The sequence below is a fragment of the Butyrivibrio sp. genome, from assembly GCF_015056685.1.
Taxonomy (GTDB): Bacteria; Bacillota; Clostridia; order Lachnospirales; family Lachnospiraceae; genus Butyrivibrio.
In genome coordinates this window covers 14,312-28,867 of record NZ_SVFW01000005.1, presented here as the reverse complement: position 1 = coordinate 28,867, position 14,556 = coordinate 14,312, and the positions used below count along the sequence as shown (strand labels likewise).

Sequence of the window (14,556 nt, the reverse complement as noted above, 5' to 3'; positions counted from 1 at the left end):
GCACTGATTTCCTATAGGGGATCAGTGCTATTTTTCTCATTCTGATAATGTTTCCCATTCATCATAGAGAGCAGCAAGTTTATCCTGAATTTCAGTCTGCTCGTCTGAGAGTTTTCTGAGTTTGGCAAGGTCTGTTCCGACTGATGGATCAGCGAGAAGTTCGTTTATTTCACCATCGCGGGCTTCTAACTTGGCAATTTCTTCCTCACATTTTTTGAGTGCAGCTTCCTGTTTACGCTTTTGAGCCTGAGCTTCTTTCTGGGCTTTCCAGTCCATAGCGCCATTTGAAGAACTCTGAGTTGAAGCAGTAGAGGTGCCATTTAATGAAGATGCAGAAGCTGCTGCGTTTGAAGAAACACCATCTGGCTGGGAAGCAGAATATTTAAAGCTTCCGGATCCAAGGCTGCTTCCGTCATTGGAAGAAGTTTCTCCAAAGAGTCTGGAATTCTGTTCATCCGCATGCTCCATGTAATAATCATAGTTACCTATGTAATTGACTACCTGGCCATGTGTAAGGTCAAGAATCCTTGTGGCTGTTTTATTGATAAAATATCTGTCGTGGCTTACATAGAGGACAGTTCCTTCATAGCCTGATATCGCGCTTTCAAGAATTTCCTTACTTGTTATATCAAGGTGGTTTGTAGGCTCATCGAGGATAAGGAAGTTTGCGTCAGAAAGCATGAGCTTTGCTAGAGAAACTCTGCCCTTTTCACCACCTGACAGATCGCCGATCCTCTTAAATACGTCGTCTCCTGTAAAAAGAAAAGCAGCGAGAGTGTTGCGTATTTCTGTATTATTCAAAGTAGGATAAGCATCTGATATCTCTTCGAATAGAGTCTTTTCATCATGAAGAACGTGATGTTCCTGATCGTAGTAGCCAATTTTAACTTTTACACCAAGCTCTATTTTTCCTGAATCAAGGGATTCTATGCCGTTTATCATTTTAAGCATGGTTGTCTTACCGGTTCCGTTGTCTCCGATGATAGCCACATGCTCACCCTTTTTGATCTCAAAGCTGATGTTGGAAAAGAGCTGTTCACTGCCAAATGACTTGGAAATACCTGTAACTGTAAGAACGTCCTTGGCACTTTCGCTGGACGGCTTAAGTGAGATCTTCATTTTGTCATCGATAGTAGTTGGCTTATCAAGTACCTCAATCTTATCAAGCATCTTTTCGCGGCTTTCCGCACGCTTGATGGATTTTTCTCTGTTGAAGCTCTTTAATTTGGTGATGACTTCTTCCTGATGCTTGATTTCCTGCTGCTGTTTGACATATGCTGCAAGCTCAGCGGCGCGCACCTGTTCTTTCTTTACTGCGTAGGTGCTGTAGTTGCCGGTAAAAGAACTAACTTTTGTATTTTCAACTTCGATGATCTTACCTGCGATCTTATCGAGGAAGTATCTGTCGTGGGAGACGATAAGTACTGCACCCTTGTAGTTTAAGAGATAGTTCTCAAGCCATCTGATAGAATTCATATCAAGGTGGTTGGTAGGCTCATCCAGGATGATGAGGTCAGGCTTTTGTAAAAGAAGTTTTCCAAGAGCGACTCTTGTTTTCTGACCACCGGAGAGAGTAGATATCTTTTTATCGAACTCTTCCTGAATAAAGCCAAGGCCCTTGGCAACACCGAGAACTTCACTTTTCCAGGCATAACCTGATTCTCTCTGGAATTTCTCATGCATCTGAGTATACTTTTCCATGAGCTTTGTAAGGTCATCACCTGTAGTGTGCTTCATTGCCTCTTCAGCATCTCTGATTTCCTGCTCAAGGTTTATGATGTCTCTTTTTACCTCTGTAAGCTCATCGAGAATAGTATTATCAGAGGTTATGTTCTGGTTCTGAGCAAGGTAACCCCAGGTTGTATCTTTGGAAAAAGTAACTTCGCCATCGTCGGGAGAGAGCTGACCGATTATCATTTTGATAAGTGTGGTCTTGCCTGCACCGTTTATTCCTACAATAGCAGCTTTTTCATTATTCTCTATATGAAAAGACGCACCATTTAAAATATCTTTTCCGTCAAAGGACTTACACAAATTATGTACTGATAAAATCATTGTTCTTACTCCATGTTAAAATGCTATGCCAAAACATTTTAGCATGATAAGTAAAAACTTACAAAACTTACAATTATTGGATAAATATGATTGACCTTGCAATGAGCTATATATATAATATGAATTGATTTTTTTGATTGTTTAAAGGAGTTTGCCTTGAAACGAATATATATACCTCTTGCATGGGAAATTGTTTTTGTAGTTGCTACAATAATCTGGCCCAAGCAGGCTTTTCATTTATTCTTTGCATTCTATTTTGGATTACTTACATACTTTTATTTTATATACAAACAGTTTTCCTTCAGAAAACTTTATAAGAACTTTGGCAGAGTATTAGGATTCTGGGTTCCGGTTGCAATTACCTTTATAGGTCTTTTACTTGCAGGAAAACTTAGAATGCTGATATCTTCACAGTTTTCTTTCCATATTGATGAAGGCGCTGTAAGTATAATAGTTCACAATGATCTGGTTCCAACCTTCTTTTACGCGCTTATGATGATCGTTATCAAGCCTGTGGCAGAGGAACTTTTCTTTAGAAAGGCTCTTATCAGATTTGATAATAAAAAGCAGACTATCATTTTTGCTGTACTTAGTTTAGTCCTTTGTGCTCTTACAAGAGCTCATGGACCTTTGGGGATTTTGGAATGGGCTATCATGGCTCTTCCGGTTACAATTGCATATATCGCTACTAAGAACATTTATATATCTGTAATGGCTCACGTATTATTCGAGTTTTACGACAATATATATGAGGTTCTTTACACTGTTGGCAGAATCTTAAAAAGATAATGTCCGGTGTTTAATAAACAAATTTATAAATGTTTTTCAAAGGAGAGGAAAAAAGTATGTTGGAGAAGTGTTTCAAACTCAATGAGCATGGCACTACCGTAAAGAGGGAGGTGCTTGCCGGCTTAACTACATTCCTTACTATGGCATATATTCTTGCCGTAAACCCTAACATTTTGGGCACAGTAATGAATGCAAACGGCGTATTCGTTGCAACTGCGCTTGCTTCTGCAATTGCAACATTTGTAATGGCTTTCTTTGCCAATTACCCAATCGGTCTTTCAGCAGGACTTGGACTTAATGCTTACTTTGCATATACAGTATGTCTTGGTGAACTTGCCGGAGAGGAGAATCCTTTCACAATTGCTCTTACAGCAGTATTCTGTGAAGGTATTATCTTCATTGCTCTTTCATTCTTTAAATTCCGTGAGCAGATCATCAACAGCATCCCACAGAATCTTAAGTTTGGTATTTCAGCAGGTATCGGTCTTTTCGTAGCATTCATCGGTATGCAGAATGCACACATTATTGTTGCTAATGATGCAACAGTAGTAGGACTTGGAAGCTTTTCTGATCTTGATATGGTTCTTGCACTTGTAGGACTCATCATTATCGCAGCACTTGTACACTACAATGTAACAGGCGGTGTTCTTATCGGAATCATTGTTACATGGATCATCGGTATGATTCTTCAGGCAGCCGGTGTTTACACAGCAGCTAATCTCTTCCCAGATTTCTCACAGGGACTTCAGCTTGGCGCTATTTCTGAGACAGCATTTAAGCTTAACTTTGGTTGGGCTGCAACACACCTTATTCAGTTCTGTGCTATCACATTCAGCTTCCTCTATGTTGATCTTTTCGACACAGTTGGAACAGTAGTAGGTGTTGCTGATAAGGCAGGACTTCTTGATAAGGATGGTAACCTTCCAAGAGTTGGTCAGGTATTCATGGCTGACGCTGTAGGTACAACATGTGGTGCATTACTTGGTACATCAACAGTAACAAGTTTCGTTGAGTCAAGTGCAGGTGTAGCAGCAGGTGGTAGAACTGGTCTTACAGCTTTTACAACTGGTGTAATGTTCCTTGTTTCAATCGTTCTTAGCCCACTGTTCCTTGCTATTCCTTCATTTGCAACAGCTCCAGCACTTATCTATGTTGGTATGCTTATGCTTATGTCAATCGCAAAGGTTAAGTTTGATGGCGACATCGCTGATTCAGTAGGTGCTTACCTTGCAGTAGTTATGATGCCTCTTGCATACTCAATCGCTACAGGTATCATGTTTGCAGTTCTTGCATGGGTTATTCTTAAGGTTGTTACTAAGAAAGCAAAAGATATCAGCCCAATCATGTGGGTAGTATTCGTTCTCTTTGCACTTAGAATCGTAGCCCTTGTAGCAAACTTCCAGTAATTAAATGAAATATTGAATATATGAAAAATGGCTGGCGTGCTTGCGTGTATGCCAGCCGTTTTTCATTAGTTGTGTTTTTGAGGATTTGGAGAAAAGTATTAATGGGAAAAAATAAAAATGGCTTTGTAAAAAAGAAGATCAGCCTTAAAGTGGTCCTCATAGTAATCGTGGCTCTTTTTGCGCTGACAATAGTAAATGGCAGTTTCTACTCTGTAAAAGAGCAGGAGCAGGCAATCCTTACTATGTTTGGTAAGGTTGTGCGTGTTGATACTGCCGGTTTGTATTTTAAGATTCCTTATATTCAGCAGGTACACTTGGTAGATATGACTACTCATGGTATTGGTATCGGATATGTTCTTAAGGATGGACAGAACATAACTGTTGATGATGAAGGCATTATGATAACTTCAGATTTCAATTTTGTAGATATCGATTTCTATTTGGAATATAAAGTAAGCGACCCTGTAGCTGCATATTACAACAGCGAAGATCCTGAGATGATCATGAAGAACATGGCGCTTGCAAGCATAAGAAATACTGTTGTTAACTATCCTGTAGATGACGTTATCACAACTGCAAAGGGACAGATCCAGGCAGAGGTAAAAGAGAGACTTACAACAGAGCTTGCTGAAAAGAATATTGGTATGACTGTTGTTAATATCTCTGTTCAGGACGCTGAGCCTCCGACAGAGGAGATCGTTCAGGCATTTAAGTCTGTTGAAACAGCTAAGCAGGGAAAAGAGACAGCTGTAAACAATGCTAAAAAGTATCAGAGCGAGGAGCTTCCTAAGGCAGAAGCAGCAGCTGATAAGATTCTTCAGGACGCAGAAGCTGCCAAGCAGGCAAGAATAGCAGAAGCTGAAGGTCAGGTTGCCAGATTCAATGAGATGTATGAACAGTATAAGCTTCAGCCATACATTACAAAGAAAAGACTTTTCTACGAGACAATGGAAGAACTTCTTCCTGATCTGAAGGTTATCATCACAGATGGAAATACTCAGCAGATGCTTCCGCTAGACAGTTTTAATGGTTAAGGAGGATTGAGACAATGAACGAGAAAAAAGGTATTTTAGGTTATGTGATCATTGTTGTTGTTCTCCTTGCAGCGGTTCTTGTGGGATCATCAACATACGTAGTACATCAGAATGAATATGTTACAGTAAGAAGATTTGGAAAGATCATCGCTATAGCGCAGGATCCCGGTCTTCATTTCAAGACACCTTTTATTGACAGCACCCAGTCAATTTCAGCAAAGGTTATTTTATATGATATTCCTCAGTCAGATGTTATCACAAAGGACAAAAAGTCAATGATAACAGACACATATGTACTGTGGAAGGTTGCAGAACCTCTTAAGTTTGTTCAGACACTTAATGCTATTGAGGCAAGAGCAGAGGAACGAATTGAGGCTTCTGTATATAACGCAACAAAGAATGCAATTTCATCCATGACACAGGATGAGGTTATTGAGGCAAGAGGTGAGATGCTTACACAGCTCATTACATCAGAAGCCAATTCTGATATGGCCGGTTATGGAATTTCAATTGTTCAGGCTCAGATTAAGGCCTTGGACCTTCCTGATGATAACAAGCAGGCTGTATATGATAGAATGATCTCTGAGAGAAACAATATAGCAGCTTCTTACACAGCTCAGGGTAATGCTGAAGCCCAGAAAATCCAGAATGAAACTGATAAGCAGGTTGCCATCATAAAGGCTCAGGCTGAAAAAGATGCAGCGGTTCTTGAGGCAGAAGGAGAGGCAGCATATATGGAGACCCTCTCTAAAGCCTATGACACAGAGGATAAAGCTGAGTTCTATAGCTATATCAGAGGTCTTGATGCTCTTAAGGGATCACTTACAGGAGACAAGACACTGGTACTTGATAAAAACTCAGAACTTGCAAAGATCCTTTACGGAAATTTTAATTAAATAATTTTTTTAGCTCTCTGTACATTTTTGTACAGGGAGCTTTTTTAAATGATAAAAAATCAAAAAAACTAGTTGATTTTCTTTTTAGTATGTTGTAATGTATTTGTGACGTAACGATAGCTTACAGTATTAAGTTATTTCTTATTGGACATAATTCGTCTATTCGACGTACATCGTTCGAAGATCCCACGTTAACAATTGTTGGTTATAGGATATAGGTATTGTTTGATTAGTGCTTTGTGCACGGAATGGAGTTAATTTGAGAGAAAAATACGAAACTTTAAAACTTAGTGATCTAAGGGAAATTGCAAAGACCAGAGGTATTAAAGGTGCGTCATCCATGAAAAAGTCAGAGATCATTGATCTTATGTGCGAGATGGATGAAAAAGAATCAGGTAAGAAGCCTGAACACAAGGAAGAAAAGCCAGCAAAGGCTACAAAGTCTGCAAAAGCAGAGAAGACTGAAAAAACAGAAAAGTCAGAAAAGTCTGAGGCTCCTGCTGAGAAGAGTCAGAACCATGAAAAAGGCGGAGTTCATAAGAAAAACATTGTGGTTAAGACAATAAAAAGAGACGAGCAGACTGAAAGTTCTAAAGCTGAGCCAAAGAAGGAAGAAACATCAGCAGCACCTGCCGAGGCTCCTGTTGCAGATGGTGATCCTGCAGATGGAATCCTTGAAGTTATGCAGGATGGCTATGGCTTTATCAGATGTGAGAACTATCTGCCCGGTGAGAATGACGTATATGTTGCACCAAGCGTAATCAGGAAGTTTAATCTGAAAACCGGAGACATCCTTAAGGGCAGATGCAGAGAGAAAAAAGAATCTGATAAGTTTGCAGCACTTGCAGTTCTTGATTCAGTAAATGGATACAAGCCTGAAGTTGCTATGGGAAGATGGAACTTTGAGAACATGACACCTATTTTCCCTAATTCAAGAATTAAGCTTGAACAGCCAGGTTCTTCTGTTGCTATGAGAATTATGGACCTTATATGCCCAATCGGTAAGGGACAGAGAGGTATGATCGTATCACCTCCTAAGGCTGGTAAGACAACACTCCTTAAAGATGTTGCAAAATCAGTCTTAAAGAACAGTCCTGATATGCACCTTCTTATCCTTCTTATTGATGAGCGTCCTGAGGAAGTTACAGATATTAAGGAATCAATTGAGGGTTCAAATGTAGAAGTTATCTATTCAACATTTGACGAGCTTCCTGAGCATCATAAGAGAGTTGCAGAAATGGTTATGGAGAGAGCAAAGCGTCTTGTTGAGCACGGCAAGGATGTTGTTATCCTCCTTGATTCCATCACTCGTCTTACAAGAGCTTATAACATCGTAGTTCCACCATCAGGAAGAACTCTTTCAGGTGGTCTTGATCCGGCAGCTCTTCATATGCCTAAAAAGTTCTTTGGTGCTGCCAGAAATATGAGAGAGGGCGGAAGCCTTACAATCCTTGCAACAGCTCTTATAGAGACAGGTTCCAAGATGGATGATGTTATCTACGAGGAATTCAAGGGAACAGGTAACATGGAAATGGTTCTCGACAGAAAGCTTCAGGAAAAGAGAATCTTCCCTGCTATCAATATTCCGAAGTCAAGCACAAGAAGAGAAGACCTTCTTCTTTCAAAAGAGGAGCTTGCAGCTATCAACAGCCTGAGAAAGGGATTCAATGGTATGAAGGCCGACGATGCAGTTGACCAGTGTATCAACCTCTTCTCAAAGACAAGGAACAATGTAGAATTTGTTCGCATGGTTGAAAAGCAAATCCGTTATTAAAAAATATAAAGCCCATGTCACGCGACCATGGGCTTTTCTTTATGATGATATTTCCTAATAAGTTCAGATATCACGCAGATCGAGGAGATTTTCAATATCCCTTGCCTGCTGGGCCATCTTTTCTTCCTTTTTCTTCTGACGAAGAGATTTATCTGTAATGTGCTCCAGGTTTGCCGGATCAAGAGGATTGGTTCCGTTTGAAGTAATATTGAGAGATTTTTTCTCTGATGGTGATATATCTTTTGCAAGGTCTTCTTCAACTTCCTGGATCTGCTGAGCCTGTGATATCTCAGGATTAAGATTGATCTCCGGCAACTCTGCTGATGCGCTGTATTTCTCATTCCTCTTTTCGGATAGAAGACCAATAAGATCAACATTTAAGTTGGATATGCTGCAGCCTACAGCTTTTTTGCCCTGAATTTCAAAGTTCCTGACTACCACAGTGCTGATCTCATAGTTATGAAGTGTGGCACCGTGTCTGAACATGACATTTAAGTGATCTCCGGGCTTTAGGCTGGTGTTTTTATCAAGAACAAGGGACAGGCCTCTGAGCGAAATGTCATGAACGAGACAGTTCTTTAAATCTAGATTATTTCCATTTATGGACATAAGGCCGAGCTTTTCAATGTAGAACCTTTCAGCTTTTCTGGAGTTCTCAGGCTCGAGCTTTGAAGATGCTCTTATAAGATGAAAATATCCATATCTTGTTTTTACGGGAGTGATAGTTGTGGACATGAACCTGTAGATGCGGCCATCGCGCTTGTTGAGAACCTGGACCTGCGATGGTTCAAGGAACTGCATGTATTTGCCAAAGTACTCCATTGGCTTTACAAGGAGACCAGCGGATACTCCGAATATTGCCTCTGTCATAAGGACAATACTATGACCGCCGATCGCTGCATAGATTTTGATTTCAGAACCATTTGCAATGTCATTGACATTCATTTTGGTAACCCCTCATGTTACGTTTTCATATAGTATATGTATTCGTATCCCCTAGAATTATGATATAATAAGCCCCAGAAAAAATAAAGCGGAAAAACGTTTGATTACTAAATGGGGATATGATCATGATCAAGGATAATCTTGAATTTGTAGAGAAAAAAATCTGTGAGGCATGCGAAAAAGCCGGGAGAGACAGAAGTGAAGTTACTCTCATTGCAGTCAGTAAGACAAAGCCTGTAAGCGATATCAGACAGGCCATGGACTGCGGAATAAGGGTTTTTGGTGAGAATAAGGTCCAGGAGATCAGGGATAAGCACGAAGTGATCACAGAGGATGTGGACTGGCATATGATTGGTCACCTTCAGGCCAATAAGGTTAAATATCTGCCGGGGATAGTTAAGATGATCCATTCTGTGGACAATGAAAAGCTGGCTCTTGAGATAGAAAAGCAGTTTGCAAAAGCAGGTATTGTGGCAGATGTGCTTATAGAGGTTAATATGGCCGGTGAGGAAACAAAGTTTGGACTTGCACCGGATGAGGTGATGGGCTTTGTTAAGACTATCAGCAGTCTTGAACATCTAAAGATAAGAGGGCTTATGACCATTGCCCCTTATACCGATGATCCGGAGAGCAACAGAGTCTATTTCAAAGGCCTTAGAGAGCTGAAAGATAAGATAAATGCAGCAAATATTCAGGGCGTTAAAATGGACACTTTATCCATGGGAATGACGGGAGATTACCAGGTCGCTATCGAGGAAGGCGCAACATTTGTACGTGTGGGAACCGGCATTTTTGGAGAAAGAGATTATTCAAATATTAAATAAATATAAACGAATTTACACTAAAAGAGCCAGATAGTATAATGTTTTTATACTATTTGACTCTTTCTTTTTGAGGGAGCAATTCGATTTTTGAGGGCGAGATATATGCTAAAAACGACTCCATTAAATAAGAATTACACAATAGATCAGATTAATCATCTGATCGAAACGGGGCATATTTTTGTTACTCCTTTCGGGCTTAACAGAACAGCATATATTGTTGTTAATCATAAGCCATTCATGGTCATTGCTACCGATATCTCTATCAAAGGTGTTCAGCTTAGCGGAGCATGGTACTCCTGGGAAGATCTTGAGGCCATGGGAGGCGTTTACGAGTCTGAATTTGATGCGCTTAAGGCTATTGCCGGAGGAGCGTGAACCCCAAATTATAAACAATATATAAAATCGAATGAATTTTGGTCACAAGCAAAAAGAATCGTGATAAAATTCATTCAATTGCACAAGTGTGGCGGAGGTTTTACTTTGGGGTACGAATTTTACTACATTGAGGCCTATTTGGCTTGTTTTTTCTTACTTGGAATAATTCTTTTTAAAATAGTCAGAGGTGTTAATAAAGACCTTTCAACAGTTTATCTTGGCGATATCGTCTTTGTTACAATGCTTTATTTTATAGCAGAGATATTCTGGGCACTTGTTGATAGCGGAGTTATCAGCAACTCAAAGCCTTTCCTTTATTTATCCAACATATTTACATATTTGCTTATAAGTGTTGATGCGTATCTTTGGTTCATTTTGTCTGAAACTCTACAAAAGGGAAAGATGGTAGAGAAGGACATTGCAAGGCTTATTATAAGTATTCCTGTCTGGGTTTCTGCGATTTTATGTATTTCAGCCTATAGAACAGGATTGGTATTTTATGTGGATGAGAATAATGCCCTTGTGGGTGGAAACCTCTATCTGGTGCTTATAATAGTTCCTTTCGGATATCTTCTTGCAGCTTCAGCTAAGGCTTTTTACAGAGCTTTGGACAAGGACAGATATGCCGATAGGGGCATGTACTTTATGATAGGCATATTTCCATGTATGCCGATCATACTTGGTATCTTGCAGGCAACATACTGGAGAATACCATTCTTGTGCTACGGAATTGTAGCAGCAGTTTTTTATGCATATATTACTCAGACAGAGAGTCTGATCTCTTTGGATCCGCTTACTCAGCTAAATAACAAGAATCAGATGTTCAGATATCTTACAAGGAAGATGAGAGAAGAAGAGCCTGGAATGTCTCTCTTTATACTTCTTATAGATATTGATCATTTCAGAACTGTAAATGAAGCATATGGACATCTTGAAGGAGACAATGCTCTTATCAGAGTTGCAGACGCCATCAAGGAAGCATGCCAGGGACCAAGGAGCAGGTTCTTTGTATCAAGGTATGGCGGAGATGAGTTCGTGGTAATTGCAGAGATGTCCTACAGGGCAGAAGCTACATGGCTTGCAGATCAGATAAAGAATAATGTAAAGCGCATTACTGAAAAATATAGTACCAACTATGACCTGTCAGTAAGCGTAGGAATCGCCCAGTATGACTTCGAGTCACCAATATCGCTCCAGTCATTCATCGCAAGAGCGGATTCAGATCTTTATAAGCAAAAGAGAATCAACTAAAAAAATTCTTTCTTGCGAGTGGCATAAAATCCACAAGTGCCCATACCTTCGGATAGATCTCGGAGTATTCGCAAAGACACAGTAAATATAAAATAATGCGCCCTGTTTTCTTTCATGCTTATTCAGAACAGAAAACAGGGCTTTTATTTTATCTTAACTGTCTCTATTGCTCATACTAAATCGCTCTATCCAAAGGTATGGGCACTTCTAGATTTAAGGTTTACTACACATATAAAGAATAATATTTTTGCGTCTGTTTACAATAAAAGTAGGTTTAAAAAAGTGAGGTTATTAGGTTGATGAGTAGTCCGGCTAATAGAAAAGCTGCAATTATTGAGATGGCGTAGATGAATTTCATTCGTCCCATACTGATTCCCCTTGTTTTCTTATTTCTTGTAAGTATACCATACAAAATAAGTGATATACTATTATTAGATGTTTATGTGTACCTATTTTCAGCAGAAACACGCACTTGTAGTGTGATCCGTGAGAATATGATACGGATGTATTTAGCTAAGGAGGGGGAATATGCAGATATACGTAGCGGGCAATGTGCTTAGGAGCGGTGACGGAAGCGTTAATCATCCTTTTAAGACTATTCAGGAAGCAGCTGATATAGCAAAGGCTGGTGACACTGTCCTGGTGGCTCCCGGTATATACAGAGAGTGGGTAAGACCAAAAAACTCAGGCACCGAAAACGAGAGAATCGTCTATAAGAGTACATCCAGGGGCGAAGCTGTGATCACAGGCTCCGAGGAACTAAAGGGTTTTGAGGCCTTTGAAAATGTTTGGAGGATCAGGATTCCAAACAGCTTTTTCGGAGATTACAATCCATATATTTCTGAAGTTGCAGGAGACTGGTTCAAGACTTCAGATAAAAATCCCCACACAGGTGAATTATATCTTAACGGAAGATCAATGACTGAAGTATTTGATCTGTCTTTTTGTATGCATCCCAATAAGGATAAGCGTTCCTGGGACCCTGATTTTTCAGAGTATGTCTGGTTTACAGCCCAGGAAGATAATAATACAGTTATCTATGCCAATTTCCAGGGAAAAGACCCGAATCAGGAGGAAGTAGAGATTTCTGTCAGAAGGGCGTGCTTTTTCCCGGAGAAAAAGGGCCTGAATTATATTACAGTAAGTGGTTTTATGATCAGAAATGCTGCGACTCAGTGGGCACCGCCTACAGCCATGCAGGAAGGAATGATAGGGCCTAACTGGTCAAAGGGATGGATCATAGAAGAATGTGAGATAGCTGAGTCAAAATGCGTTGGTATAAGCCTTGGAAAGTATTATCAGCAGGGCAATAACAACAAGTGGACTTCCTATTGGTTAAAAGATGGCACGCAGACCCAGAGAGATGCGGTGTGCCAGGCGGTCAATGATGGCTGGGACAAAGAAACGGTTGGATCTCACATTGTCAGAAGATGCGATATACACGACTGTGGCCAGGCAGGAATTGTAGGCCACATGGGATGTGCTTTCTCAATCATCGAGGACAACCATATCCATCATATAAACAATAAGCATAACCTTGAAGGCGCGGAGATTGGCGGTATCAAGTTCCACGCTGCAATAGATACGCAGATCAGAAGGAACCATATTGACCACTGTACAAGAGGAATATGGCTTGACTGGGAGGCACAGGGAACAAGGGTTACCCAGAACTTCCTTCACGATAATGTTCCGCCAAAAGGAACTATCATAGAAAGCGGGCTCGCCCTTGGAGAAGATATCTTTATCGAAGTTTCCCATGGGCCGACGATTGTTGATCACAACCTGCTTTTGTCTGATATTGCCGCAAGGATCAGCGCTCAGGGAATAGCCTTTGTGCACAACCTTATAGCCGGCTCTTTTACCTATGTTGGAAATGGAACAGACAATGGCGGGAAAAAGTTTGCCACAAACAGATATACCCCATATCATGTGCCGCATTCTACGAAGATTGCAGGCTTTATGACAATACTTCACGGTGATGCGAGATTTTATAACAACATTTTTGTTCAAAAGCCTATAAGACAGGACCTTTTGGACTACTGTGTTTCAAAAGAAGCTGATACCATAGATCGCAACAACTTTATATGCGGAACCATTCCTTACAACACATATCCAAGTCCTTCTGAGTACTTTGGAAGATTTGGCAAAAATGCAAAAAAGACTTTAGGCTCAAATGATCTGTACTATGATCATTTGCCGGTTTATTTTGGAGGTAACGCATATTTTAACGGGGCAAGAAGCTGTGATTTTGAGACCTCTGCTCATATGGATCAGGGTCACAAAATAAGCCTGTATGTGGATGAAGAAGAGGGGCGGTATACTCTTCACACCAATCTTTATGAGTATCTGCCAAGGAACTTTACAGTTCCTGTTAATTCCGATTCTTTAGGGCTTGCCTTTGAACCGGAGGAGAGATTTGAGAATCCTGACGGAAGCTCTATCCTGTTTGATACAGACTATTTTGGCAGAAAAAGAGGGCGCTTCCCTGTTGCAGGGCCTTTCGAGGAATGTGGCAGTGACAGGTTTACAGTTCAGACTCCTTTGTTCTATTCCTATAAGATAAAGCATGATGAGAATGCGAGAATAGAAGAAAAGAAAGAAAAAGAGGAAGAAGACATCAGGTATGAGTCAGAGCCTGAGATGGTTGCAGATACCACGGGCTTTGAGACTGACCTTGGTGACTATGTTGCAGAAGTTAATGCGAATGTTCTTTTGACCGGGTGCTCAAATGTGGGAATAAAGTTCCCGTTTGAGGGCGAGCTATTTATAGTCAGCGACATGTTCGTTAAGGGAAACGAAGTGTGGCTCTATGATTCCACCAATGAAAAGCTTGTAGAGCTTGATTGCGAGTACGGAATATATCATAGTTTAAAGAAGTGGTCTGTGGGAGCGCTGCAATCAATTGACGTAAGTGATGACCCCAATGCTGAGGGACTTGTGAGGACAGCGGGAACGCTTCTTTGCATTTTGAATAAGAGCCTGGCGCACGACCCTGTTGATACCTGCAGTACCATTGAAGAGAAGGTCAACAGCGGAATAGAGCCAAAGGGCATAAAGATGAGATTTAAACCCAAATATCTCAAATTTATAAGAGGGAAAAAGTTCATTTCACTGGAGGATGTTATCTATAGGATAAGCAGAGCATCTATGGATATAGTGACCGAAAGAATTGAGCATTTATAAACTATAGATAAGGATTAAAATTTT

General features: G+C 40.4%; 11 protein-coding genes. 9 read left to right on the top strand and 2 right to left on the bottom strand.

Features of this window, described 5'->3' with window-relative positions; all coding sequences use genetic code 11:
• Window positions 1-36 precede the first annotated feature (36 nt).
• Entirely contained in the window at window positions 37-2,055 is a 2,019-nt protein-coding gene (locus E7303_RS02750) for an ABC-F family ATP-binding cassette domain-containing protein (RefSeq protein WP_292143730.1), read from the bottom strand.
• 156 nt (window positions 2,056-2,211) lie between these two features.
• On the opposite strand from E7303_RS02750, the gene E7303_RS02745 reads away from it, so the two are divergent.
• The 5 genes from E7303_RS02745 to rho all read left to right on the top strand — a co-directional run bounded on the left by E7303_RS02745 (window position 2,212) and on the right by rho (window position 7,954).
• On the top strand, window positions 2,212-2,844 hold the full coding sequence (locus E7303_RS02745; protein WP_292143729.1) for a CPBP family intramembrane glutamic endopeptidase: 633 nt from the start codon (window positions 2,212-2,214) through the stop codon (window positions 2,842-2,844).
• Window positions 2,845-2,900: 56 nt separating this feature from the next.
• Window positions 2,901-4,250: an NCS2 family permease gene (locus E7303_RS02740; protein WP_330601606.1), complete on the top strand. Its 1,350-nt coding sequence runs from the start codon at window positions 2,901-2,903 to the stop codon at window positions 4,248-4,250.
• A gap of 101 nt (window positions 4,251-4,351) precedes the next feature.
• The gene (gene hflK / locus E7303_RS02735; RefSeq protein WP_292143728.1) at window positions 4,352-5,284 is read left to right on the top strand and encodes an FtsH protease activity modulator HflK; all 933 of its coding nucleotides are present in this window, start codon (window positions 4,352-4,354) and stop codon (window positions 5,282-5,284) included.
• 14 nt (window positions 5,285-5,298) lie between these two features.
• Window positions 5,299-6,180 carry a protease modulator HflC gene (gene hflC, locus E7303_RS02730; protein ID WP_292143727.1) on the top strand — a complete coding sequence of 294 codons (882 nt, stop codon included), beginning with the start codon at window positions 5,299-5,301 and terminating at the stop codon, window positions 6,178-6,180.
• A 259-nt stretch (window positions 6,181-6,439) separates the two neighbouring features.
• Entirely contained in the window at window positions 6,440-7,954 is a 1,515-nt protein-coding gene (gene rho / locus E7303_RS02725) for a transcription termination factor Rho (protein ID WP_292143726.1), read from the top strand.
• Window positions 7,955-8,017: 63 nt separating this feature from the next.
• On the opposite strand, the gene E7303_RS02720 is transcribed toward rho, so the two are convergent.
• A complete protein-coding gene (locus E7303_RS02720; protein WP_292143725.1) occupies window positions 8,018-8,899 on the bottom strand; it encodes a PilZ domain-containing protein in 882 nt (293 codons plus the stop codon).
• A gap of 125 nt (window positions 8,900-9,024) precedes the next feature.
• Here E7303_RS02720 and E7303_RS02715 point away from each other — a divergent pair, with 125 nt between their 5' ends.
• The 4 genes from E7303_RS02715 (at window position 9,025) to E7303_RS02700 (ending at window position 14,532) form a co-directional block, all read left to right on the top strand.
• On the top strand, window positions 9,025-9,723 hold the full coding sequence (locus E7303_RS02715; protein ID WP_292143724.1) for a YggS family pyridoxal phosphate-dependent enzyme: 699 nt from the start codon (window positions 9,025-9,027) through the stop codon (window positions 9,721-9,723).
• Window positions 9,724-9,825: 102 nt separating this feature from the next.
• Window positions 9,826-10,098 carry a hypothetical protein gene (locus tag E7303_RS02710; protein WP_292143723.1) on the top strand — a complete coding sequence of 91 codons (273 nt, stop codon included), beginning with the start codon at window positions 9,826-9,828 and terminating at the stop codon, window positions 10,096-10,098.
• A 105-nt stretch (window positions 10,099-10,203) separates the two neighbouring features.
• Window positions 10,204-11,349, top strand: coding sequence for a GGDEF domain-containing protein (locus tag E7303_RS02705; RefSeq protein ID WP_292143722.1), 1,146 nt, complete (start codon window positions 10,204-10,206; stop codon window positions 11,347-11,349).
• Window positions 11,350-11,877: 528 nt separating this feature from the next.
• Window positions 11,878-14,532: a right-handed parallel beta-helix repeat-containing protein gene (locus E7303_RS02700; protein WP_330601605.1), complete on the top strand. Its 2,655-nt coding sequence runs from the start codon at window positions 11,878-11,880 to the stop codon at window positions 14,530-14,532.
• The last annotated feature ends 24 nt before the right edge of the window (window positions 14,533-14,556 follow it).